This is a genomic window from Synechococcus sp. PCC 6716, from assembly GCF_022570815.1.
Taxonomy (GTDB): Bacteria; Cyanobacteriota; Cyanobacteriia; order Thermosynechococcales; family Thermosynechococcaceae; genus Thermosynechococcus; species Thermosynechococcus lividus.
The window spans coordinates 1-23,122 of record NZ_JAKLTU010000032.1 but is presented as its reverse complement, the minus strand read 5'-3'; the positions used below and the strand labels follow the sequence as shown (position 1 = coordinate 23,122).

At 52.2% G+C, this 23,122-nt stretch carries 22 protein-coding genes; 10 read left to right on the top strand and 12 right to left on the bottom strand.

Translation table 11 applies throughout. The annotated features are described in order from the left end of the window. Positions 1–59 precede the first annotated feature (59 nt). The 5 genes from rsmD to L5220_RS11700 all read right to left on the bottom strand — a co-directional run bounded on the left by rsmD (position 60) and on the right by L5220_RS11700 (position 4,361). The gene (gene rsmD / locus L5220_RS11720; RefSeq protein ID WP_499573758.1) at positions 60–641 is read right to left on the bottom strand and encodes a 16S rRNA (guanine(966)-N(2))-methyltransferase RsmD; all 582 of its coding nucleotides are present in this window, start codon (positions 639–641) and stop codon (positions 60–62) included. 172 nt (positions 642–813) lie between these two features. After that, positions 814–1,332: a non-heme ferritin gene (gene ftnA, locus L5220_RS11715; RefSeq protein ID WP_499573754.1), complete on the bottom strand. Its 519-nt coding sequence runs from the start codon at positions 1,330–1,332 to the stop codon at positions 814–816. Then, positions 1,289–1,546: a FeoC-like transcriptional regulator gene (locus L5220_RS11710; RefSeq protein ID WP_448513772.1), complete on the bottom strand. Its 258-nt coding sequence runs from the start codon at positions 1,544–1,546 to the stop codon at positions 1,289–1,291. Before L5220_RS11710 ends, ftnA begins: the two co-directional genes overlap by 44 nt. A 22-nt stretch (positions 1,547–1,568) precedes the next feature. Further along, a complete protein-coding gene (gene feoB, locus L5220_RS11705) occupies positions 1,569–3,875 on the bottom strand; it encodes a Fe(2+) transporter permease subunit FeoB (protein WP_499573753.1) in 2,307 nt (768 codons plus the stop codon). Positions 3,876–3,890: 15 nt separating this feature from the next. Then, on the bottom strand, positions 3,891–4,361 hold the full coding sequence (locus L5220_RS11700) for a FeoA family protein (protein WP_448513774.1): 471 nt from the start codon (positions 4,359–4,361) through the stop codon (positions 3,891–3,893). 221 nt (positions 4,362–4,582) lie between these two features. Here L5220_RS11700 and cofG point away from each other — a divergent pair, with 221 nt between their 5' ends. After that, positions 4,583–5,560 (top strand): 7,8-didemethyl-8-hydroxy-5-deazariboflavin synthase subunit CofG, encoded by a 978-nt coding sequence (cofG, locus tag L5220_RS11695; protein WP_499573750.1) that lies wholly within the window; start codon positions 4,583–4,585, stop codon positions 5,558–5,560. Here cofG and L5220_RS11690 read toward each other — a convergent pair. Then, on the bottom strand, positions 5,544–7,220 hold the full coding sequence (locus L5220_RS11690; RefSeq protein ID WP_499573748.1) for a mechanosensitive ion channel family protein: 1,677 nt from the start codon (positions 7,218–7,220) through the stop codon (positions 5,544–5,546). The two genes, cofG and L5220_RS11690, sit on opposite strands and share 17 nt — an antisense overlap. A 99-nt stretch (positions 7,221–7,319) precedes the next feature. Between L5220_RS11690 and ahcY the strand changes: the two genes are divergently transcribed. From ahcY to L5220_RS11670, 4 genes are all read left to right on the top strand, one after another. Then, on the top strand, positions 7,320–8,609 hold the full coding sequence (gene ahcY / locus L5220_RS11685) for an adenosylhomocysteinase (RefSeq protein WP_499573746.1): 1,290 nt from the start codon (positions 7,320–7,322) through the stop codon (positions 8,607–8,609). Positions 8,610–8,726: 117 nt separating this feature from the next. After that, on the top strand, positions 8,727–9,287 hold the full coding sequence (locus tag L5220_RS11680; protein WP_499573745.1) for a glutathione S-transferase family protein: 561 nt from the start codon (positions 8,727–8,729) through the stop codon (positions 9,285–9,287). Next, the gene (locus L5220_RS11675) at positions 9,284–9,742 is read left to right on the top strand and encodes a DUF3531 family protein (protein WP_099798290.1); all 459 of its coding nucleotides are present in this window, start codon (positions 9,284–9,286) and stop codon (positions 9,740–9,742) included. Before L5220_RS11680 ends, L5220_RS11675 begins: the two co-directional genes overlap by 4 nt. Beyond that, entirely contained in the window at positions 9,733–11,073 is a 1,341-nt protein-coding gene (locus L5220_RS11670) for a 16S rRNA (cytosine(967)-C(5))-methyltransferase (RefSeq protein WP_499573744.1), read from the top strand. Before L5220_RS11675 ends, L5220_RS11670 begins: the two co-directional genes overlap by 10 nt. On the opposite strand, the gene L5220_RS11665 is transcribed toward L5220_RS11670, so the two are convergent. The 3 genes from L5220_RS11665 to lysS form a co-directional block, all read right to left on the bottom strand. Beyond that, positions 11,033–11,869: a CPBP family intramembrane glutamic endopeptidase gene (locus L5220_RS11665; protein WP_499573742.1), complete on the bottom strand. Its 837-nt coding sequence runs from the start codon at positions 11,867–11,869 to the stop codon at positions 11,033–11,035. The two genes, L5220_RS11670 and L5220_RS11665, sit on opposite strands and share 41 nt — an antisense overlap. Beyond that, positions 11,853–12,134, bottom strand: coding sequence for an ATP-dependent Clp protease adapter ClpS (clpS, locus tag L5220_RS11660; protein ID WP_099798293.1), 282 nt, complete (start codon positions 12,132–12,134; stop codon positions 11,853–11,855). Before clpS ends, L5220_RS11665 begins: the two co-directional genes overlap by 17 nt. 77 nt (positions 12,135–12,211) lie before the next feature. Beyond that, on the bottom strand, positions 12,212–13,714 hold the full coding sequence (lysS, locus tag L5220_RS11655) for a lysine--tRNA ligase (protein ID WP_499573740.1): 1,503 nt from the start codon (positions 13,712–13,714) through the stop codon (positions 12,212–12,214). A gap of 133 nt (positions 13,715–13,847) precedes the next feature. On the opposite strand from lysS, the gene ppk1 reads away from it, so the two are divergent. Then, a complete protein-coding gene (gene ppk1 / locus L5220_RS11650) occupies positions 13,848–16,058 on the top strand; it encodes a polyphosphate kinase 1 (RefSeq protein ID WP_499573737.1) in 2,211 nt (736 codons plus the stop codon). Here the strand turns inward: ppk1 and L5220_RS11645 are convergent. Then, positions 16,055–17,881 (bottom strand): ABC transporter ATP-binding protein, encoded by a 1,827-nt coding sequence (locus L5220_RS11645; RefSeq protein ID WP_499573735.1) that lies wholly within the window; start codon positions 17,879–17,881, stop codon positions 16,055–16,057. The genes ppk1 and L5220_RS11645 overlap by 4 nt on opposite strands. 124 nt (positions 17,882–18,005) lie before the next feature. Between L5220_RS11645 and L5220_RS11640 the strand changes: the two genes are divergently transcribed. Beyond that, entirely contained in the window at positions 18,006–19,538 is a 1,533-nt protein-coding gene (locus tag L5220_RS11640) for a peptide ligase PGM1-related protein (RefSeq protein ID WP_499573731.1), read from the top strand. Further along, positions 19,535–19,927 carry a ssr2422 family thylakoid membrane protein gene (locus L5220_RS11635; RefSeq protein ID WP_448514318.1) on the top strand — a complete coding sequence of 131 codons (393 nt, stop codon included), beginning with the start codon at positions 19,535–19,537 and terminating at the stop codon, positions 19,925–19,927. Before L5220_RS11640 ends, L5220_RS11635 begins: the two co-directional genes overlap by 4 nt. A 42-nt stretch (positions 19,928–19,969) precedes the next feature. On the opposite strand, the gene rlmD is transcribed toward L5220_RS11635, so the two are convergent. Beyond that, entirely contained in the window at positions 19,970–21,319 is a 1,350-nt protein-coding gene (gene rlmD, locus L5220_RS11630; protein ID WP_499573729.1) for a 23S rRNA (uracil(1939)-C(5))-methyltransferase RlmD, read from the bottom strand. A gap of 199 nt (positions 21,320–21,518) precedes the next feature. On the opposite strand from rlmD, the gene L5220_RS11625 reads away from it, so the two are divergent. Together L5220_RS11625 and L5220_RS11620 are read left to right on the top strand one after the other, a co-directional pair. Further along, positions 21,519–22,043 (top strand): alpha/beta hydrolase, encoded by a 525-nt coding sequence (locus L5220_RS11625; RefSeq protein ID WP_499573727.1) that lies wholly within the window; start codon positions 21,519–21,521, stop codon positions 22,041–22,043. A gap of 306 nt (positions 22,044–22,349) precedes the next feature. Continuing rightward, entirely contained in the window at positions 22,350–22,544 is a 195-nt protein-coding gene (locus L5220_RS11620) for a hypothetical protein (protein WP_499573725.1), read from the top strand. Here the strand turns inward: L5220_RS11620 and L5220_RS11615 are convergent. Then, positions 22,541–23,122, bottom strand: a 582-nt coding sequence (locus tag L5220_RS11615; RefSeq protein ID WP_499573723.1) for an ISL3 family transposase, incomplete at its 5' end; no start/stop codon positions are given. The two genes, L5220_RS11620 and L5220_RS11615, sit on opposite strands and share 4 nt — an antisense overlap.

The following is a 23,122-nucleotide window of genomic DNA, read 5'->3' as shown; positions in this document are numbered from 1 at the left end:
TGACATACTCCCGAACTCATGCTAGCGCATAGAGAGCGGGGCTTCTCGGCGGTTTGTAGCTAATGGCGCTGTGGACAGGACTGTTGAGGGTTGCCTGCCTGCAGTAAGATCAGCATCGTGCTGCCGTAGGTTTTCAGTCGGTGCTGCTGCCAGCCAATCTGGGCGATCGCCCCCAAATCTGGTGGGTCTTTGGTGCGGCATTCTACCGCTATTTCGCCCCCCACAGCTAAGCGCTGTTGCTGCCAAAGGAGCTCCAGCACTGGTAAATAGAGGTTGCTGTTGTAGGGAGGGTCAAAGTAAATGAAGTCAAACTCGGGGAGGGGGAGGTGCTGAAGTTTTTGGCGAACATCCCCACGCAGAATCAAGGTTTGTTGTTCTGGCTGCGCAACGGCGCTCCAATTCTGGCGGATCACTTGGCACGCTGCGGCTGACTGTTCAATGGCCACTACCCACTGTGCACCGCGAATTAGTGCCTCTGCCCCCATCGCTCCGGTTCCGGCACACAAATCTAGCCACCGACAACGTTGAATGCGCCCCTGCCAAATATTAAAAACCGCTTGGCGTACCTTAGCACTGGTGGGGCGAGTGGTGTGACCGGTAATCGTTTTGAGCGATCGCTGACCGGAGATACGTAGGGGCATAAAACCAACGGCAAGCATTCAACGGCAAAATAAAAAGTCTCGGGAGTCTTGCCGTGTTTCGACCCCGAGACTTTTGTTTGCGAATCACTCCTCACTAAGTAAAGACTAACCCACACTTTTGTAGAGGGATAAGCAGCACATGACACTTTTGCAAGCGGCACGTTGCTTTGCCTCACGGTTGGGCTGAGGAAGCGATTTTTGATTGAGAGAGTTGGCTAATTTCTTTATCAATGAAGAATAACCCTTGGCCTTCGGTGCCGATCAGCTCAATTTTGTCGAGAATACTCTTAAAGAGGAACTCTTCCTGATGTTGCTCCGCTACATACCACTGCAAAAATTGCAAAGTGGCATAGTCAGGTTCTGTGTTTGCAAGATGAACTAGCTCATTGATTTTATGGGTCACAAATTGTTCGTGCGCATAAACCTTTGTGAACATTTCCTTAAGCGAATTGAATTCGTGTGGTGGGGCTTCCATGCCGCCCAAAATGGCAAGGGCACCCGTTTCATGCATGTAGTTGAGCAACCGCCGCATATGTGCCATTTCTTCGTCAGCATGGGCACTTAAAAAGGTAGCGCAGCCCTCAAGGCTTTTGTAAGCGCACCAGGAACTCATTTGCAGGTATAGATGTGCCGAAGCAATTTCTAGGTTAATTTGCTCGTTCAGGCGATTGATCATTGCAGTTGATAGCATTGGTACTTCTCCACTGGTATAGGTCAAGGTCTGTAGAGTGGCACTGGTGACAGCCACCACAACGGGGAGCCGCTAGTTTTTCCAGCCGTCCTTTGCGAATTAACTGAACCAGGAGAGGCTCTAGGACAGCGGGAGACTTGTCAAAGTGGGTGGCCAACTGCGCCATGGAAACCACGTGATGCTCTTTGATGTAGGACTGTACTTGCAACAACACAATTAAGCCTCCGCTGAAGTAGTCAAACCTCTGTTGAGGGCTGTCGCCGCCAAGGCTGGGCATCGCCCTTGCGTTTGAGCATCCAGAGCACCCCCGTCATCACCAGTGCCAGCCCCACCAGCCATGACACAGAAAAATATGGATGCTTAGACAATGTCATCAGCTGGTAGTAGGCGGTGGCCACCCAGTAGGCTAAGCCGGTTGTCCAACCAGCAACAAAGACAGTCCAGCCCAAGTTGGTTTCGCGATAAACCGCCGCAGTTGCAGAAACGCAGGGGAAGTAGAGCAATACAAACAAGAGGAAGGCAATGGCAGCGGTGGGGCTGTCAAAGCGCTTTGCCATTTGACCAAAGACGGTGTAGTTTACGCCTTGGACGTCTGCGGCAGCTTCTGGGTTGTCTGCCTCTTCTAAGACATTGAATTGCAAGGGGTCAAAAATTTGCCCCGGTAGCTCTGCTAGGTTTTTGGGGATGCTGGCAACCGCTTCTTTGAGGCCACCTAACAGGGAAAAGGGTGGCTCTGGCTCTAGTTCAGTGGCATTAACTATGGCCTCTTGCCGGGCTAGATCGGTGTAGAGGGCATCCATGGTGCCTACCATCACTTCTTTGGCAAAAACACCGGTAAAGAGTCCTACCGTTGCTGGCCAGTTCTCTTGTTGGATGCCCATGGGGCTAAAAACTGGCGTAATTTGCCGACTAAAGGCACTCAGAATCGAATTGCTGCTATCTTGCTGACCAAAACTGCCATCGATGCCCACGGAGTTGAGCAGCCCCAAAATTACAACTAGCGCCACAATCATCTTGCCCGCCCGAGTAAGAAAGGCTTTCAGGCGATCCCACGCCCGCAGTAGTACACCTTTGAGGGTCGGCAAGTGGTAAGGGGGTAGCTCCATCACAAACGGGGCAATGTCTCCTTGGAAAAGGGTGTGCTTCATAACAAAGCCAGTAAAGATGGCGGCAGCAATACCAAGCACGTAAAGTAGAAAGACGAGATTCTGGCCGTTACGGGGAAAGAAAGCAGCCACAAAAAGGGCATAAACTGGCAAGCGCGCCCCACAGGACATAAACGGATTCATCACAATGGTCATGAGGCGATCGCGTCGGTTTTCTAGGGTACGGGTGGCCATAATCCCAGGGATATTGCAGCCAAAGGAGACCATCATGGGTACAAAGGACTTCCCTGGCAACCCCAAAATGCGCATCAGCCGATCCATCACAAAAGCAGCCCGCGCGAGATAGCCGGAGTCTTCCAAAAAGGTGAGGAAAATAAACAGCAAGCCAATTTGGGGAATAAAGGTAGAAGTTGTCTGAATGCCGCCACCAATCCCATCGGCAATTAGCCCAATGAGCCACCCAGGGGCACGTAGATCTTGCAGGATTTGGGCTGGCCAGCCGACAACTAAGGTGCCGACAGCAGTATCAAAAAAGTCAATGAATGCACCGCCGACATTGATCGCTACCAGAAAGACGAGATACATCACAACCAAAAAGATGGGAATTCCCAGCCAGCGATTGAGCACAATTTGATCGATGCGATCGGAAACGCTGGTGTAAGAGCGCTTGCTTTTTGTGTAAACGCTCGTTAGCAGCTGTTCAATCCATCTGTAGCGACTGTCGGCAATGAGTAAATCAATATCTTCCCCAAGGGTTTGGTGGATGTTACGCCGCCACTCCCGTAAGCGTGGTACCTGATCTTCAGGAACTGCCTCCGTGTATTGGAGCCACGCTAAGGCTTGGCCACGATGGCTAATTCCCTGTGCCAATAAATCGGCGATCGCCTCCTCAATGACCGCAGGGTGAGGTGGATAGGCCTGTGGCCTAGGAGGCTGACAGGCTGCTGAGCGAATGGCTGTGCGCAATGTGGCAAACTGGCGTTTCTCCTTGGCACAAAACGGCAAAACAGGCACCCCCAAGCGCTCTGCAAGAGCAGCAGGATCAATAATTCCCCCCTGCGCCGTCGCCACATCCATCATATTGAGCACCAAAATCAGGGGTACCCCCATATCCAGAAGTTGGCTAGTGAGGTACAAATTCCGCTCTAAGTTGCTTGCATCTAAGATATTCACCACCAAGGTGTAGTGATCCTGAAGCAGGAAATCCCGTGCCACCCGCTCGTCGAGACTACTGCCGCCCTCAGAGGCATCTAGGGTATAGATCCCCGGCAAGTCAACCACCGCAACGATCAAATCCCCATCGCAATATTGCCCATCTTTACGCTCTACCGTCACCCCTGGCCAGTTCCCCACCCGTTGGTTTGCGCCCGTCAGGCCGTTAAAAACCGTTGTCTTGCCGCAGTTAGGGTTACCGATCAGAGCAATGGTGATTTTCATAGCACTGTCTCTATCCTAAATCTCACACACTTGGAGTGCATCGGCTTCCTCTTTACGGAGGCTCAGATGAAATTGCCGCACCCGAATATCGGTTGGGTCTCCCAAAGGTGCATGGCGAACAATCTCAAGCTCAGTGCCCGGCGTTAAGCCCATTGAGAGTAATTTGCGTTTGTAAAATGTGGCGGTTGGGGCATAGCCCACCACCCGCAGGCGTGCACCCACAGGGGCAGTGCGTAAACTGATGTGCCCCGATTCACCCCGAAGCGGTGAAACAACGACAGATTGAGCCAGTTCGCAGTTCAAGCAGAACCGCTGCTGATCTAAAGAAATGATTGCTGAGCCTTGGGGTGTTCGCTGTACAACAGAGACGATAGCTCCCGGTGTTAAGCCCATACCAAAAAGTTGCTGCGGATTGTCACAGGTCAATTCGACAATGCGGTAGCGATCGCCCACCTGTGCGTCTGCCAGCGTCATCTTGCTAGCCATTAGTCTTCTTTTGCAGGGCGCATCGCCGATGTAGATAAAAGGTTGCCAATTTGATGCTGACATCTTGCATTTGTGAGATGTGTGCGAGGAACTTATTGATTATTTTTCTCAGTATATTGATCACCTTGCTCAACGACAACCCGTTTAACGAAGATTTCATTATCGTGGAGATTACTCTACTCGTTAAGCTACAGTCACGTCCAAACCAGTGAACTGGTGCTATGCCCTACTCCTGGATTACCTATAGTCCTGCGTTTACCCTTGTGCCTACCTATGAATGTTTTAATCGTTGCACCTACTGCAACTTTCGCCATGATATTGGTACGAGCGGCTCGTTGAGTCTGGCGGCAGCGGCGGATCAGTTGGCGCGCTTGAGTCCGCATCACGTCTGTGAAATCCTCATTCTCAGTGGCGAAGTTGCCCCCAATAGTCCACAGCGCAGCAAGTGGGTGCAGCATCTTTACGATTTAGCTGCGCTGGCCCTAGACTATGGCTTTTTGCCCCATACCAATGCCGGGCCTTTAACTCGTGCGGAAATGGGCTATCTAAAGCAAGTGAATGTCTCCATGGGGTTAATGTTGGAGCAACTCACCCCCAAACTGCTACAAACGGTGCATCGCCACGCTCCTAGTAAGGTTCCTGAATTGCGCTACGCCCAACTAGAGCAGGCGGGGGAGCTTGGCATTCCCTTTACAACAGGCGTACTGCTGGGCATTGGTGAAGATCCTGAGGATTGGCAGGACTCCCTTGCTGCGATTGCTAAGTGTCATCAGCGCTGGGGTCACATTCAAGAGGTGATTTTGCAACCCCATCGCCCTGGCCAGCAGCAGCAGGAGGCCTTGCCCTCCTTTGATGTCGCTCAACTACCGCAGGTGGTTCAATGGGCGCGATCGCTCCTGCCTGAGGACATCACCCTGCAAATTCCTGCCAACTTAGTCACCCATCCTGATGTGTTGCGAGCCTGTTTAGCATTTGGCGCACGGGATTTAGGGGGGATTGTCCCCCTTGATCATGTGAATCCAGACTATCCCCACAGGGATTTAGGGGCGCTCAAAGCACAGCTTCGGGGATGGGGCTGGCAGCTAGTTCCGCGCTTACCGATTTACCCCCAATATATTCCTTGGCTTTCACCCGATCTCCAAGCACGGGTGAGAGAGGCACAAGAGCGATTCGACCTCTCACCTACTTTGGCAGGGTGACCCGAAAGCCCGGGGGCTGGTAGTCATCCCCAAGGTAATTGCTGGGCATGGTACTGGTGTTGCCATCCCGTAGGGCTAAATAGCTGGGGGACATAATCTCGATTCCCGCTTCGTTACAGGCATCTTGCAAGTGTTCGTGGAGTTCTGAGAGGATCCACGGCACCCGCGGCCAATCTTGGGTATAGACATTGAGTTGATAGCTGATGTGAAAGTCGTTGAGGGCGGTTTGCCAGACAAAGGGAGCCGGATCAGCCAAAATACCAGTGGTGCGCCGCCCCGCCTCAATCATCGCCGCATAGACATCGCGCCAGGGAACATCATAGCCAAGGGTAATAGTGGTTTGCAAAATCAAGGGGCGGTCTAGCTCGCGAATGGCTACGGATAGGTTGGTGACGTTGCTATTGAGCAGCGAGGAGTTGGGAATCGTAACAACTTGGTTGTTGGGGCGACAGACACGGGTCACGAGCAAGGTTTTTTGGATAACAATTCCTTGAACATCGCCAATTTGAATCAGGTCTCCCTGCTGGAAAGCGCGAGTGTAAATGAGGATCACGCCCCCGACCACGTTGGCGATCGCCGAGGTGGAACCCAACGAAAATAGAATCCCTAAGAAGACAGAAATGCCCCGAAATGCCGGAGAGTCGAACCCCGGCAAGTAGGGGAACACCACCACCGCCGCCATGGCCACAATTAAAATCAGCAGCAGGTTATAGGTAGGTTTCGCCCAGTCGGTATAAAACCCAGGAATGACCAAGCGGTCTGTTTCAATGGCGTAGAAAATGGCGCGAACGCCCTTGAGGATGTAATAGGTAATGGTAATAATGACGGCGATCGCTACCAAATTTGGCAAATAGTTACCAATCCCGGTGAATACCAGTTCCAGAGAAAACAGAAAATGATTGAGAAAATTTTGGCCAAAGGCACGGGTCCACGGAAATAAGTTAAAAACAAACGTTAGGTAAAGGTAGAGAATAAACAATAACAAAAAAAGCCGTGCAAATTGGAGAGCGCGCAGCAGCCATGTTTGAATAGCTTCTGTAGAAATAATTTCAAAATTTTGCAGCCGCAGGGTCGGGATGCGCTGCGCCCCCCAGCGAGTGATGGGCTGAAATATCTTTGCCGATACGCGAATAATCACTGAGCACACAATCAGTGTGAGAAGGGTTGAGAGCACGGCATACACGATGTTTTGCAGCAGGCGTTGCGGCGCTCGATCCTGACGGTACTGCCCAATGACCTTCCGGATGCGCTGGGCCAGCTCTGCCGCCGCCGCCTCTTGGCTAATTAAGCGCTCGCCAGCATCGTCAGCCGTTACCGTTAACAGCGGGCGATCGCCTTGGACAACGGCCACCTCGCGGCGATCGCCAATTTTTTTAATCGTGATGCTCTCTAGGGGAATCTCATCCTGCTCTGCCACCTGCAAAATTCGCCTGCGGATTGCTTCTGCCCGCTCTTGGGCACTAAAAGACCCCAGACCATGGCGAACCTCAACAATGACCTCGCCATCAATCGTCACCGGATAGCCTTCCGCCTCAGGAGATGGTGCCGTGGTCGTTGCAGTGGGTTGGGCAATACTTGGTAACTGTGCCTGAGCGACCACTAGGACAAGGGCAAGACACAGACACAGCAAAAAATTCAGGGACAGCAGACGCTTAGCCATAGACATTCTAGGTTGAGGCTCGGTTGAGGGACTATCCACCTATGATGCACAACTGTTGCGTATAATGAGTAGCCGTAACCTGTCTTAAGGCATTGCAGCATGGTCTCTTCCGCGGTCAATCCTGACACTACCGTTCGTCACGACGTTAAAGATTTGAGCTTAGCCCCCTTGGGGCAACAACGGATTGAGTGGGCTGGACGGGAGATGCCAGTGCTGCGGCAAATTCGCGATCGCTTTGCCCAAGAGCAGCCCCTCGCTGGCATTCGCTTGGCCGCTTGTTGCCACGTCACCACAGAAACCGCTAACTTGGCGATCGCCCTCAAAGCCGGTGGTGCCGACGCAGTCCTGATTGCCAGCAACCCCCTGTCCACCCAGGATGATGTCGCTGCTAGTTTAGTGACTCACTACGGCATTCCCGTATTTGCCAAAAAGGGGGAAGACACAGACACCTACCGACGCCACGTCAACATTGCCTTGGATCACAAACCCAACATCATTATTGATGATGGCTGTGATGTGGTCGCAACCCTTGTCAAAGAACGGCAGTCGCAGCTAGCGGATATTATTGGCACCACCGAAGAAACCACCACTGGTATTGTCCGCCTCAAAGCCATGTTTCGCGATGGGGTACTGACCTTTCCCGCCATTAACGTCAACGATGCCGACACCAAGCACTTCTTTGACAACCGCTATGGCACCGGCCAGTCCACCCTCGATGGCATTATTCGGGCAACCAATATTCTGCTGGCTGGCAAAACCATCGTCGTCGCCGGTTACGGCTGGKGTGGCAAGGGAACTGCACTGCGGGCACGGGGGATGGGTGCCAATGTGATCGTGACCGAAATTGATCCGGTTCGTGCCATTGAAGCGGTCATGGATGGATTCCGGGTGATGCCCATGCTGGAAGCCGCTTCCCAAGGGGATATTTTCATCACCGTGACGGGGAATAAACATGTGATCCGCGCTGAGCACTTTGCGGTAATGAAGGATGGGGCGATGGTGGCCAACTCCGGTCACTTCGATATTGAAATTGATCTGGCAACCCTCAAAACCTTGGCTAAAGAGGTGCGGGTTGTCCGCAATTTTACCGAAGAGTACGTGCTCCCCAGTGGCAAATCCATCATTGTTTTGGGGGAAGGGCGGCTTATTAACCTAGCGGCGGCAGAAGGCCMCCCCGCCAGTGTCATGGATATGAGCTTTGCCAACCAAGCCCTTGGCTGTGAGTACTTAGTAAAACATAAAGGGCAGCTTGCGGCTGGGATTCACGCCATTCCTACGGAAGTGGATCAAGAAATTGCCCGCCTTAAACTGCAGGCCATGGGAATTACGATGGATACGCTGACCCCTGAGCAGATTGAGTATATGAACTCTTGGACCACTGGTACCTAGAGGTTAGCTGCAGACCCAATAGTTCGCTGAGTCCTTCGCGCTCTCATCAATAGGGATGCAGATCGCCGATAATAGCAATCAGCTGCTTCCGTTGCAATGAGTTCACACCAATCGCCTATGCTAAAGCTCTATGGTGGTGCTAAGTCCCGCGCTTCAATTGTGCGCTGGTATCTAGAAGAAATTGGCCTCCCCTATGAATTTGTGCTGCTGGATCTGCAAGCAGGGGAGCATCGCCAGCCTGAATTCCTGAAACTAAACCCAATGGGTAAAGTGCCCGTCATTGTGGATGGGGATCTGGTGCTGTGGGAATCGGGAGCTATTTTGCTATACCTCGCCCAAACCCACGGTCAACTGCCGTCGGATGCCGCAACGGCGGCTAAGGTCTATCAGTGGGTTCTGTTTGCCAACTCTACCCTCTCTCAGGCCATGTTTCCGCCGGAAAATCGCGATCGCCAACTCCCTGGCCTACTGGCTGGGTTAGAGGCAGCATTGCAGGGGAACCCTTATATTTTGGGAGCTGACTTTTCCGTTGCCGATGTTGCCCTAGGATCCGTCTTGGCCTACTTACAAATGCTCTTTCAGGTTGATTTGAGTCCTTATCCTGCGGTTGAGGGCTACACAGAGCGCTTACGCAGCCGCCCTGCGTTTCAGAAAGGCCTCTTGGGGGCAAATGCATGAATGTGATCTTTCGGGAAATTGATCCCTTTGATCTGTGGATCTGGGTCGAGTTTGTTGACCCTCCCACCACCATTGAGCAGCAATACCTTGAAGAAGTCTTTAATTCATGGTTTTTTTTAGGAAAGTTGGGCGGCTTCAATGCCGAGAACCTGCAAGTCCAGGAAACAGGGTTAGACCTCAGCTACCTTGAGTACAATCCTCTGCAAGCGGATAGCTCTCTCATGGCGGTAATGCACAATATGGGAGAGTTTGAGTACAATGGGCGTTGGGCGCGCTGCTGGTTTGATCTGGGCACCAGTGATGCCCTAGCCCTAGATATTCTCATTAATGCCCTGAGCCAGTTTAGTGAGGACTATGTGGCCATTGCCAATTTAGTGATTGGTGGTGATCATCCAGAATGGCCGATCGCCAGTAGTGAACAGCGAGAGGCGATCCAACAGTCGGCGTGGAACTAATTGCCCGTCATCTTGCCTTCAACGCACTCGATGCCATTGCCAAGGGAGCCTATGCCGATGTGGCCTTAGACAGGGTATTGCATACCTGCGATCTGCAGGCCAGCGATCGCGCCCTTGTCACCGAGTTAGTCTATGGAACGGTACGGCGGCAGCGCACCTTAGATACCCTCATTGCGGGCTTTTGTCGTCAAGCGCCTCCCCTGCGCCTGCAATTAATTCTGCGCCTAGGCCTCTATCAACTGCGCTACCTCGATCACATTCCAGCCCACGCAGCGGTGGATACCAGTGTGCGTCTGGCAAAGGCGGTGGGCTTGGGCGGGTTGGCCGCGCTGGTGAATGGGGTGCTGCGCCGCTATCTGCGTGCTGAGGGTGATCCGCTCACGTCGATGATTGCAGGGTTGCCCCACGTCTCACAACTGGGCTGTTACTATAGTTTCCCCGATGAGCTGATTGAAGGCTGGTTAGACCTAGTGGGACTTGAGGAGTGCCAAGCGCTCTGCGACTGGTTTAACCGCGCGCCCCGCCTCGATTTACGGCTCAATCCCCTACGGGGCGATCGCCAGCATTTAATCCAGTTATTTGCTGAGGCGGGCTATGACCTGAGGGCTATTCCCACGCTACCCCAAGGGCTGACGCTGAACCACTGTGGCGCACCCATGGCGACATTGCCCTACTTTGAGGCGGGGTATTGGTCGGTTCAAGATCGCGCAGCGCAGTGGGTGGCACATTTGTTGGATCCCCAGCCTGGGGAGGTTGTCATTGATGCCTGTGCTGCTCCGGGGGGTAAAACAACCCATATCGCTGAGCTAATGCGCAATCAAGGCCGGGTGATTGCCTGCGATCGCACCCCCAGCCGCCTGCGCAGACTGCGTCAAAATCGCGATCGCCTTGGTTTAAGCTGTATTGAGATTCACACCGTCGATAGTGCCACGGCTCCAGACTTCAGGGGCGTAGGCGATCGCGTGCTGCTGGACGTTCCCTGCTCTGGCACCGGAACGCTGCACCGCCATGCCGATGCCCGCTGGCACCCCTTAGGCCAACGATTAGCCAGCCTTGTTCCCCTGCAAGCCCAACTCCTCAGCAATGTCTGCCAGTGGGTCAAACCGAACGGTGTGCTGGTGTATGCCACCTGTAGCTTAGAGCCGGCGGAAAATGAAGCCCAGATTCAGCACTTCCTGCGCCTGCACCCCCAGTGGCGCATCGATCCTCCCTTTGCCCCCCTAGATCAATGGGCGGCTCCCCAAGGGTGGATCACCGTCTGGCCGCAGCGTCAAGACATGGATGGTTTTTTTATGGTGCGGTTGCGGCGCGATAACCAAGGAGAAGTGTGACAATCCCTAATAGGCTCACCCCCATAACACCGGCGATCGGATTACCACCAATACCCGTCAGCCACTCTGGCGCAACCCCAGTATAGGTGACCAACTCCCCCACCTTGACCCCAAAATAGGCCCAGACCAACCCGCCGTGGAACCCCATGGGAAAGCCCAAGCGGCGGCCAAAGACCCATTTCCCCAAACCTAAACTTAAGCCCAATATCACTAAACCAAAAAAGCGTGGCCAAGTGGCGCGAATCACCTCCGGTGGGTGAAGATAGTGCAGCACCGCAAACATCAAACCATTGAGGCCGAGGGCAAACCAGGGCTGATACTCTAGCTCTAGCTCCTGTAAGAGCCACCCTCGAAACAGCAACTCTTCGGCAAAACCCACACCAATTCCGGTAGCCAAGCCCTCCACTAGCAATAGCCCAAAGCGATCCGGCGTGCCGTGCCACTGCACCCAGCCCAACTGCCCTTCAACGAAGAACAACAGCACTACCAACCCCACAGCCAACAGCCATCCTACAAGGGCATCGCGGCCAAATAGCCAACCCCCCTGCAACCCATAGAACCCTAGGGGCGATCGCTGCTGGTGAACTCGCTGCCCCCAAACCCGCAGCAAAGCGATAAAAATGAGGTACAGCAGCCCCATATTGACAAAGCTAGCAGTGCCACCGTCCCCCCACAGAAAAAAAATGCTCAGGCCAATGGGTAGCCAAAGCAAAACCAGCGTTACGGCAAAACTCAACAGACGAACCCAGAGCGGGCGGCGGATCATCTGCCGCCAAGCATTATTCAGTCGGTTCAATGGTGCTCGTCAATCCTGCCATTTTCAGGCCTTCACAATAGAATTCAGCGTGCTCAAGGGCACAGGTAATGACCAAAGCAACCCCAGTCATGTGAGCCTCCATCATAATGTCCACCGCCTGTGGTTGTGTCAAACTGGGCACCGTTTTCAGCAACACCTCGACAACGTACTCCATCGAGTTCACATCATCATTGTGCAGCAGCACACGATAGCGGGGTGCCAACTTACGAACGGTTGCTGGTTTTTCAATGGTTTGCACTGACATTGTTCGCCATGCCTCCATTCTGGGTGGGCATCAATCGGTAAATATGCTTAAGATTTTAGCAAATCTTGCCCAGCCGTCTATTCAGGGCGCAATAACGGAAAGGCAATCACATCGCGGATACTGGGGGAGTCGGTTAGCAGCATCACCAATCGATCAATGCCAATCCCTAACCCACCGGTGGGTGGCATACCGTGCTCTAAAGCCGTTAAAAAGTCGTCATCCACGCTGTGGGCTTCGAGATCCCCTGCCGCTTTCCGTGCCGCTTGCGCCTCCAGCCGTTGCCGTTGCTCTAGCGGATCCGTCAGCTCAGAAAAGCTGTTGGCGTGCTCACGTCCCACAATAAACAGTTCAAACCGCTCCACTAGCCCCGGTTTATGGCGATGGGGTTTGGCTAAGGGGGAAATTTCCACGGGATAGTCAAGGACAAAGGTGGGCTGAATTAAGGTGGGTTCAACAGCTTGCTCAAACACTTCGTTCAGCACACGGCCAATGGTATCGCACCTGTCAAGATCGCTGACTCCCACCTGCTGGGCGGCGGCTTTGGCCTGCTCCAGTTCGCCAAACTGCTGAAAATCTACCCCTGTAACCTTTGCCACGATCTCGTGCATCGTCACCCGCTGCCAAGGAGGGGTCAGGTCAATGGTCTCCCCTTGATAGTTTAGGATGAGGGTGCCAAGAACCTGCTGAGCCGCAGTAGTAATAATGGCTTCAGTTAAGGCCATCATGTCGGTGTAGTCGGCGTAGGCTTGATATACCTCAATCGAGGTAAATTCAGGATTATGCTTTGTGGAAATCCCTTCATTGCGAAAGATGCGCCCTAGTTCAAAGACCTTTTCAAACCCTCCCACGATCAACCGCTTAAGATGAAGCTCTGTGGCAATCCGCAGGTACAGCGGCATCTCTAAGGTGTTGTGATAGGTGATGAAAGGGCGGGCTTCGGCCCCTCCTGCCTCTGCTTGGAGGACAGGGGTTTCAATTTCAATAAACCCTTGCTCGTTCAGATACTGGCGGATGGCAGCCGTGATCAGGGCGCGTTTGCGAAAGGTGTCTCGCACATGGGGATTGACAATTAAATCGACATAGCGCTGCCGATAGCGTTTCTCAACATCCGTGAGGCCATGCCATTTGTCAGGCAGGGGCAACAATGCTTTGGTCAGGAGGCTGTAGTCCTCAACCACCACCGATAGCTCCCCTTTTTCTGTGCGTTTGAGGGTGCCCACCGCACCGAGAATGTCGCCAACGTCGGTGAGCTGTTTAAGATCTGAGAAGGCGGTCTCTCCCATAGCAGTACTGATGGTCTGCTTGTCGAGGTAAAGCTGAATGGTGCCACTCTCATCTTGGAGGGTAAAAAACGCCAGCTTACCAAACMCCCGCCGTGCCATGATGCGGCCTGCCACACTGACGCGATCGCCCACGGCATCCCCTGCGGTGAGATTGGCGTATTTTTTTTGGAGCATAGCTGCCGTATGGGTGCGCTCCCAGCGATAGGCGTAGGGGTTCATCCCCCGCTGCTGGAGTGTGGCAGCTTTTTCAATTCGCGTTGCCCGAATTTCTGCCCCCGTTGCCCCTACCTCAGCCATACCTTTAACGATTCTCCACGATTAGCAAACCTTAACCTTATCATTGTACGCTCTGAGAAAAATCAGAACCGGTCAGCACAGGGGATCGAGTACAGTGGATGCTAGTGCAACAGAAGAACTGGAACAGACTATTATGACCTCGGCTAAGTCCAGTCGCCGCAAAGCTTCGGAACCCATTGATCTAAATGACCCACAGTACTATTTCAACCGTTCCCTCAGTTGGTTGGAGTTTAACAAGCGAGTGCTGCATGAGGCCTACGATCCGCGAACACCGCTCCTAGAGCGGCTGAAGTTCATGGCGATTTTTAGTACCAACCTCGATGAATTTTTTATGGTGCGGGTGGCCGGTCTGCAACAACAGGTAGAAAGTGGCATCCTCCAAGGTGGTGCCGATGGCATGCCGCCCGCAGAGCAGTTACAGGCTGTGCGGCAATATCTTATCCCCATTGTGACTGAGCAGCACCGCTATTTCGACCAAGAATTGCGATCGCTCCTTGCCAAGGAAGCAATTTTTCTCAATCGTTTTCAGGAGCTAGAGCCGGAGCAGCAAAGCTACCTCAACCATTACTTTCAGGCGCAAGTGTTTCCAGTGCTCACTCCCCTAGCCGTGGATCCGGCTCATCCGTTCCCCTATATTTCCAGCTTGAGCCTTAACTTGGCCGTCTTGATTCGAGACCCTGATTCTGGCCAAGAGCGATTAGCCCGGGTTAAGGTGCCCAACCGTTTTCCTCGCTTTATTCCCTTGCCGCAACACCTGCACAGCTCCGAAGCCACCCATTGGGTTGGGGTGCCCCTTGAAGACATCATTGCGCACAACCTGAATGCGCTATTTCCCGGCATGGACATTCAGTCGTACTTTGTCTTTCGCATTACCCGCAGTGCTGACCTTGAACTGGAAACAGATAAGGCCGATGATCTGCTGATTGCGATCGAGCAGGAAATTCGCAAACGCCGGTTTGGTTCTGTGGTTCGCCTTGAAGTCCAGCGGGGGATTCCGCCACTGCTAAAGCAAACCCTGATGGAGGAAATGGATCTCGAAGAGATTGATGTTTATGAATTAGATGGGCTGTTGTGCCTCAACGATCTGTTTGCCTTTATGGCACTGCCATTGCCGCAATGTAAGGATGTGGAGTGGCATCCTCAAGTGCCGCCTAGTTTTCAGCGGGTGGATGAGCGGGAGTCTTTATTTGACACCACCAGTGAAATTACGACCTTGGGCACCGATTATTGGGAAGCAACGGCAAATGAGTTATTTGGCTTAATCCGCGAGCGCGATTTGATGGTGCACCACCCCTACCACTCGTTTACGGCAACAGTGCAGCGGTTTATTACCCTAGCCGCTCACGACCCGCAAGTGTTAGCCATTAAGATGACCCTCTACCGCACGTCCGGCGATTCTCCCATTGTCAGTGCCCTGATTAAAGCGGCGGAAAATGGTAAACAGGTGGCGGTACTGGTGGAACTTAAAGCTCGCTTTGACGAGGAGAACAATATTCTCTGGGCGCGAAAGCTAGAAAAAGTGGGTGTGCATGTGGTGTATGGGGTACCCGGCCTAAAGACCCATACCAAGACGGTGTTGGTGGTGCGTCAAGAAGCAGGGCAAATTCGCCGTTACGTTCACATTGGTACGGGCAATTACAACCCCAAAACCGCTGGTCTTTATGAGGATTTAGGGTTATTTTCCTGTCGCCCAGAATTGGGCGCAGACCTCACGGAATTGTTTAACGTCTTGACGGGCTACTCGCGGCAGCGGCACTATCGGAAACTATTGGTGGCACCGGTGACCATGCGAGAACGGATGCTAGCACTCATCCACCGCGAAACGGAGCACTGCCGTAATGGCCGCCCAGGGCGGATTATTGCCAAAATGAATGCGATTACAGATACCCAACTCATCCGTGCGCTGTACGAAGCTTCGCAAGCGGGAGTAGAAATTGATTTGATTATTCGGGGGATGTGCTGCTTGCGCCCTAGGGTGCCGGGAGTGAGCGATCGCCTGCGGGTGATTAGTATTATTGGTCGCTTTCTCGAGCACTCGCGAATTTTCTATTTTGGCAACAACGGTCAGCCAGAGTACTTTATCGGCAGTGCTGACTGGCGATCGCGCAACTTAGATCGGCGAGTGGAGGCGATCGCACCGATTATAGAGCCACGTATTCAGCAGGAACTGCAAGAGCTACTGGAAATTATGCTTGCTGATAATCGCCAAGCTTGGGAGCTGCAACCCGATGGCAGCTACCGGCAACGCCGCCCCAAAGACGGGGAGCCAGAACGAGGCACGCACGCCGTGTTGATGGCGCGTACCTTAAAGGAACTGCAAGCGAATGATTGCCATCGGCCTTAAGCAGACGGGGGCGTTTCATACCCTTTTGCCATAGCGCGGAACTCAGGACTATGCTCTATTAATTCTGTGTAGGTTCCTGTGGCTGCTACTTTGCCATTTGCCATCAAGTAGAGGCGATCGCAATTCATTACCGTACTGAGGCGGTGGGCAATCATAATAATCGTTTTTTCACCACTGAGGGCTTGAATCGCATCCATCACCCCCGCTTCGGTTTGGTTATCCAGCGCTGCGGTTGCTTCATCCATAATCAACACGCCTGGATTGTGATACAGTGCCCGCGCAATGCCAATGCGCTGGCGTTGCCCCCCTGAAAGCCGCACCCCGCGCTCCCCAACAATCGTATCCAACCCCTCTGGCAAACCCGCGACAAAGGTCGATAGCTGTGCGGCGTGAACCGCTGCTAGGAGCGCCTCCTCGTCAATCGCAGTATCCGGCAGACCAAAGGCAATATTGCGGCGTAGCGTATCATCCGAAAGGTAAATACTTTGGGGAATATAGCCAATCTGCCGCTGCCACTGACTAAGGTTGGTATAGATACTCACCCCATCAACGCGAATATCCCCGTGGGAGGGGGTTAGGAGTCCTAAAATAACATCAACAATCGTTGTCTTACCGGCACCAGAAGACCCCACAAAGCCAATCATCTCTCCCTGTTTAATCGTTAAGGAGACTCCCTCTAAAGCAGGTCGTTGAGTATTGGGGTAAGAATAGTAAATATCAAGAAGTTCGAGGCGATCGTGAAAAGGCTGAGGAGGACTATGACTAGACGCTAGAGCTGGTGTGCTAAACGTACGCGCCTCCAGAATATCGTCATAGACAACATCCACCGCAGCAGCGTAAAAAATAGCCGTGTTCAAGCTGTTCATCAGGCGAGTTGCCGAAGGCATCAGCCGAAATGCCGCCGCCGCAAAGAGAGAAATCAGCGGCAACACTTGAGCCATTGATCCGTGCTGCACCAAGGTCAAGACGATAATCAGAATAATAGTAATTACAGCGAGGGTTTCAAAGTAAGAACGAGGCAATTGGCTAATAAAGTTGAAGAAGAAATTAGCGTTGCGATCTTCAATGAGATTCTCTTCATAAACATCAAGAAATAATTTCTCTCGTCCAAGAATTTTCACTTCCTTAATGCCACCTAAGGCTTGGCTAATGGCTTGAACCACATGTTGTTCGTAGTGAACCCGTTTAGCTCCTATAGTCCTCAAAGTTTTTTGAAAGACCTTGAAAAATAGATAGGTTAACAGAGCCAAAGAAGCAATGACAATGATGGCAACAAAGGGATTTGCAAGTATGATTACGCTAAAGATTGCTAAAACGATTAATAATTCTGAGATAATAACTAAAAGAGGTAATAGATATTGGTTGAAGACATTGTTGATTTCTGTTTTTGCATTTTGGATGAGCTTCGCAGTATTATTTTGCAGATGAAAATTATAAGGCTTAAACAAATAACTCCGAAGTAGTAATACGGAAAACTTCCGCTGCTTTTCATTTAAGAACTTAAATTGAATGTAGTTACTGCCAGCAATAAATAAATTTTTGAAAATATATAGAGCACCAAAGGCCAAACTGAGGGTTAACAACCACTCATATTCTTCACCTTGGGTCAGAGGGGTGTTGTTTTGCCGCCAAAATAGAATCTCATTTAAGCGTTCCGGCTTTTCAATAATGGCAATAAAGGGCAGAACCAAGCCTACGCCTACTGCTTCCCAAATGCTGCCCATGAGCATTACAACGCCAATGCCCACCAGTTGCCAGCGATCGCCGCGATCGAGTAATCGCCAAATTTTACCTAGGGCGCGTAGTGCTGGATGTCTAAGCATTGAGCCGCTTGCAAAACAACGTACTGATTCTAAGATACTGCGTGCCTTAAAACCATCGACACTCTTAACGTGCTGAGCAGAGGACACTGCTACACTAGGGGACAAACCTTTGGGGGACTGGCAGATGTCCATTGCCCAGCAATTCCACCACCTACAAACCCGTCTGCAGGAGTGTTGGGAGGGTACAGAAACCTTTGTACCAGAACTGCCAAAGGGGCCAGGGGGAATTGAGCGGGATATTGTGGTTGTGCCTTCTCTGAGTTTTCCCCAACCGGAACTTGCCAAAATTACGGGCTACACCCACTATGAAGAGCGCCAACTCTATACACTGATTCAACTGCGCAACCCCCGCACGCGCATGATCTATATCACTTCACAGCCACTGCACCCCAGTATTATTGACTACTACCTTGACTTACTGCCGGGGGTACCCAGCTCCCATGCCCGCGATCGCCTCCTGCTGTTGGCCACCTACGATCGCTCCGATAAACCCTTGACCGCTAAAATCTTGGAGCGCCCCCGCTTGGTGGAACGTATCCGTCAAGCCCTACGGCCGAATCAGGCCTATATGGTCTGTTTTAACTCTACCCCCCTCGAACGGGAACTGGCCGTGACGTTGGGGATTCCTCTGTACTCAACGGATCCGGATTTACTCTATTGGGGAACTAAGGCAGGCAGCCGCGAACTCTTTGCAGCAGCAGGCATCCCCCACCCTGTCGGCAGCGGCTTTTTAGCCACAGTCTCTGAGTTAGTGCAGGCGATCGCCCACCTGCAAGCCAAATACCCCCACTTACACCGCTTAGTGGTGAAACTAAACGAAGCATTTTCTGGCGAAGGGAATGCCCTCCTTGACCTAACACAGGTGCGCCCCACCACCTCCCCCACAGATCCCGCCCATCTCCAACGGCTAGAGAATAGCCTTGCCGACATGAGGTTCCAAGCCCCTAATGAAGCATGGGACTCCTACCGGCAGCGATTTATAACCCTCGGAGGCATTGTTGAAGCCTTCATCGACGGCTCCCAGAAGCGATCGCCCAGTGTCCAAGGTCGCATCACCCCTGACGGTCGGGTGGAAATCATCTCCACCCACGAACAGCTCTTGAATGGACCGGAAGGGCAAATTTTCATTGGGTGTGAATTTCCTGCCCACGCGGACTATCGGCATCAATTGCAAGACCTCGGACGCACCGCTGGAACCTATCTGGCGCAACAGGGGGTCATTGGCTATTATGGGCTGGATTTTGTTGCCACGTTCGATGCCGATCAGCAAGCGTGGGAGCTAGCTGCCATTGAAATTAACCTCCGTAAGGGAGGAACCACCCATCCCTTTATGACGCTGCAATTCCTGACCGATGGTCATTATGAGTTGGAGTCCGGTCTTTTTTATAGTAAGCACCGCCGTCCCAAATTTTATATTGCCTCCGATAACCTCTGCCAACCGCAGTATCGCGGCCTCCTACCCAACGATCTCTTGGATATGATTGCCCGCTACCATCTCCACTTTGACTCCAGTACCGAAACAGGCACGGTCTTTCACTTGATGGGTGCCCTCTCCGAGTTTGGTAAACTAGGACTAGTGAGTATTGGTAATACTCCTGAAGAAGCTCAGGCCATTTATACCCAAACCATTGGCGTCCTTGATGCAGCCGCCCTATGAGCGAACAAGAATTTCAAACCCTTGTGATTACAGAGTTACGTGGTATTCGCGGCGATGTTGAGCTGCTGCGCCACGATGTCGAAGGGCTTAAGCAGGACGTTGAGGGTCTGAAGCATGATGTTGAAGGGCTTAAGCAGGATGTCGAAGGACTCAAACACGATGTTGAAGGCCTCAAACAGGATGTTGACGATCTGAAACAGGACGTTGAGGGGCTAAAGGGGGAGGTGGATAAGGTCAAAAACGGTATGGGAGCATTTGGCAATGAGCTAGCCATTCTTAACGTACGGGTGGATACGTACCAGAAAGCCTCGGGACAAGTTGTCAATCTTGCCTTTGGCTTGATTGTGACTGCGGTCATCACCATTATTGCCAATGCAATTCTGCGCTAGTCCTCACAATTTTTCCAAGACGACTGAGGGGCAACTCAGGGACTAGGTCGCGGTGAGTAATGCAATGGTTTCGACGTGGGCGGTTTGGGGAAACATGTCTAGGGGCTGTACTTTGGCCAATTGATAGGCACCCGCCTGACACAGATACCCTAAATCCCGCGCTAGGGTGGCTGGATGGCAACTGACATAGACAATTCGGGGTGGGCGCTGCCCCAAAATTGCATCGAGGACGGCGCGATCGCACCCTTTACGGGGCGGATCCAGCAGCAGGACATCAACAGTGTTGCACCAATGGGGGAGCCACTCTTCGGCAACCGCACAGATAAATTCCGTATTGGTCAACCCATTGTGACGAGCTGTGGCGATCGCTTGGGTAACCGAGTCTGGATGACACTCAACCCCAGTGACCCGAGCCGCTGAGCGCGCCAACGGTAAACTAAGGGTGCCAATGCCACAATATAGGTCTAGTAGATGCTCGGTTCCTGAGAGCGCCAACCAAGCCTCAAGGGTTTGGATAAGTTGCTCTGCTTGAGCCGTATTGACTTGGAAAAACGTTGTCGCGCCAACGTGGAACTCAATGCCAGCCAAAACCTCCCGTAGGTACAGCTGACCCGCTAGCACCCGGGTTTGAGAGCCAAAGATGCGATTCCCCCGCTGCGAATTAATGTTCACACAGACCCCCACAACCGCGGCAAACTGGTCGTACCATCGTTGCGCTTGCCCTTCGAGGTGAGGGGGGAGATCCCCTGCTAGCACTAGGGTGATCAATTGCTCGCCCGTACGCTGGCCAATGCGCAGCCCTAGGTGGCGAACCCCCGGAGATCCGGTTGACTCGTCATAGATAGGCCAAGGCTGTAGGTCGGCTTTAAGGGTGGCTAGCAGAGGATTGAGGCGCGGATCCTGCACTGGACATTGGTTCAGGTTGACAATGCGGTGCGAGCCTTTTTGATAATAGCCTGCAACCACCTGACCATGGCGGCGGGCAAGGGGGTAGGTGACCTTGTTGCGGTAGCCTAAAGGAGATGGAGCAGCCAATATAGGTAAAAAGGCTTGGGGCTGCAACTGCCCAATGCGGGCGATCGCCTCTTTCACCAGTTGTTCCTTAGCCGCTAACTGGGCATGATAATCGATGCACTGCCACTGACAGCCACCACACTTGTCAGCCACAATGCAAGCAGGCCGAACCCGCTGTGGCGATCGCTCAAGAACCTCGAGGAGCACGCCATTGGCATACTGCGGCTTAACGTGCTGAAGGCGCACCCGCAGGCGATCGCCCGGCACCGCATCGGGCACAAATACCACCCTGCCCTGCCACCGCGCCACACCGTCACCCCTATGATTAAGGGTATCAATCTTCAGGTCAAGCACTGCACCCGGTTGCCAAACACTCATACACCCATTAGAACGTTACACCTAGTTTAAGAAGCCAAGGCAACCTCTATCTTGCCTGCTATACTGCAAGCGGTGCAATCTACGGCTTGTTTTGCATCTGTCAACCTCTATGGGAAATGAGGATGTGGTGTCTTGATGTCCATGCAACAAAACAGGCTGTCAGTGCCCATTTTGCCTTAATTTTTGGAGTTGATCCGTCATGCTTAAGCGTCTTTCGCCTTGGTTAGTAGCTCTGGCACTGCCTGTTGGGGCAATGTTTGTGACTCCTGCCAAAGCGGCCAACTATGTTTCATTGACCTACGGTCCATTTCAGCGTTCATTCCCCATGTCGGAGCTAGAAGAGTACGTCTCCACCCAACAGGCAACGGGGGAACTGGGCTCTTTGATGCGATTAGTCCCCAAAGATGACCAAGCAAAACTCTTGGAATTTTTGGGCATGAAACTCCCCTTCAATGTTGTGCAAGTCAATGGCATTCTCAATAGCCCCATTGGCAAGGATGTTCTCAAACAGTTCTCTCAGGTAACCATCCGTCGCGATAAGGCGGGGGAAGTGGCACTGCGCGGAGCCATGCTAACAGCGGCAGCCTCTCCCGAAGGTCTGAGTATAATGTCCTTTCTGAAGAACTACCCCGCCGAAACCATTAGTCTTGACCTCAAGAAGCTGAACCGGATGCTCAAACAGCAAGATGGCTTAATGGGAATGCTGGGGAACTTGCGCCCATAGGTCACTGTCGTTGACACAGAGCAATGGGTGGACAATGGGGGTGTAGCGGTGTTGCACCCCTGTTTTTATAGAAACCGGAGGGTTCGGGAACCGGATAAAACCTCGCTCGTTCCCGACGGGGATACAGAACGGTTCCCGCGCCTACGGCAGTAGGCAGAATCAGTCTTGACATTCTTCTCCAGACAAAGTGATGTCCTGACTGATACGTGCAATGACGAGTCGATTTTAGCTGTATGCCATCTTCTCTCATACGGTTGCTATTCCCGTAAATCGGCATCTATAATAACTGCATACCATCTTAACCCAATGATGTTTTTAGCCGTCCAAAAAGATGTTTTTCAACCTGACAAGCAGCTTGCTCAGTTGCTTACTGAGTTAGCGCGTCTTGCCAACAATCTCTACAACCAAGGCGTGTATGAGTCTCGGCAATACTTCTTTGAGCAAGGACGGAAACCGTTCAAGGTTCTGAAGTATGGGCTCTATCGTCCGAGTTATGCTTAATCAATAGCTAAATGCCAGCAAATTAAGCAACGTAACTGAAAATTGTCAAAGTTCCTGAACCCATAACCTGACCGCTTGATCAGCTTCAATTTATTGTTAATACCTTCAACAACACCACTATTTGTGTGATTATCAAAATAGGCGGTGACTTCACCAAACCACCGACAAATTGTTCTTACGCTCTCTTGAAAAGAATCCTGAGCTTGAGCTAACCAATCGAGCAATTGAAAGGTTCCATCTTTCCAATCTTTTGCTGGCTCAAAGATGGCTCTAAACGATTCCTTCTCCTGATGCATTCGAGCCAGACTTGGCACTATTTCTCGAATTTCTTCTAGTTTTGCTTTTTGCTTCTGAGTTAGATTTTCCTCCGGCTTGAGTAACGCATATTTACTTTGTTTGAGCGCAGCTGCAATCTGGGCTTTCTGGACTTCATTTACCGTCTGCTGATTCGCTTTACAAATACTTTGTCGAGCCTTATCCAATTCCTGATTCACAATTTTTATAACATGAAATCGGTCGGCAACCACCGTAGCATTAGGTAGAAGTTTATGAACCAAACTTTTATAAGATCGGAAGAG

Excerpts from the sequence above, each read along its gene's own strand:
- rsmD (WP_499573758.1), bottom strand. The coding sequence starts at position 641 with ATGCCCCTACGTATCTCCGGTCAGCGATCGCTCAAAACGATTACCGGT.
- ftnA (WP_499573754.1), bottom strand. The coding sequence starts at position 1,332 with ATGCTATCAACTGCAATGATCAATCGCCTGAACGAGCAAATTAACCTA.
- feoB (WP_499573753.1), bottom strand. The coding sequence starts at position 3,875 with ATGAAAATCACCATTGCTCTGATCGGTAACCCTAACTGCGGCAAGACA.
- L5220_RS11700 (WP_448513774.1), bottom strand. The coding sequence starts at position 4,361 with ATGGCTAGCAAGATGACGCTGGCAGACGCACAGGTGGGCGATCGCTAC.
- cofG (WP_499573750.1), top strand. The coding sequence starts at position 4,583 with ATGCCCTACTCCTGGATTACCTATAGTCCTGCGTTTACCCTTGTGCCT.
- L5220_RS11690 (WP_499573748.1), bottom strand. The coding sequence starts at position 7,220 with ATGGCTAAGCGTCTGCTGTCCCTGAATTTTTTGCTGTGTCTGTGTCTT.
- L5220_RS11680 (WP_499573745.1), top strand. The coding sequence starts at position 8,727 with ATGCTAAAGCTCTATGGTGGTGCTAAGTCCCGCGCTTCAATTGTGCGC.
- L5220_RS11675 (WP_099798290.1), top strand. The coding sequence starts at position 9,284 with ATGAATGTGATCTTTCGGGAAATTGATCCCTTTGATCTGTGGATCTGG.
- clpS (WP_099798293.1), bottom strand. The coding sequence starts at position 12,134 with ATGTCAGTGCAAACCATTGAAAAACCAGCAACCGTTCGTAAGTTGGCA.
- ppk1 (WP_499573737.1), top strand. The coding sequence starts at position 13,848 with ATGACCTCGGCTAAGTCCAGTCGCCGCAAAGCTTCGGAACCCATTGAT.
- L5220_RS11645 (WP_499573735.1), bottom strand. The coding sequence starts at position 17,881 with ATGCTTAGACATCCAGCACTACGCGCCCTAGGTAAAATTTGGCGATTA.
- L5220_RS11640 (WP_499573731.1), top strand. The coding sequence starts at position 18,006 with ATGTCCATTGCCCAGCAATTCCACCACCTACAAACCCGTCTGCAGGAG.
- L5220_RS11635 (WP_448514318.1), top strand. The coding sequence starts at position 19,535 with ATGAGCGAACAAGAATTTCAAACCCTTGTGATTACAGAGTTACGTGGT.
- rlmD (WP_499573729.1), bottom strand. The coding sequence starts at position 21,319 with ATGAGTGTTTGGCAACCGGGTGCAGTGCTTGACCTGAAGATTGATACC.
- L5220_RS11625 (WP_499573727.1), top strand. The coding sequence starts at position 21,519 with ATGCTTAAGCGTCTTTCGCCTTGGTTAGTAGCTCTGGCACTGCCTGTT.
- L5220_RS11620 (WP_499573725.1), top strand. The coding sequence starts at position 22,350 with ATGATGTTTTTAGCCGTCCAAAAAGATGTTTTTCAACCTGACAAGCAG.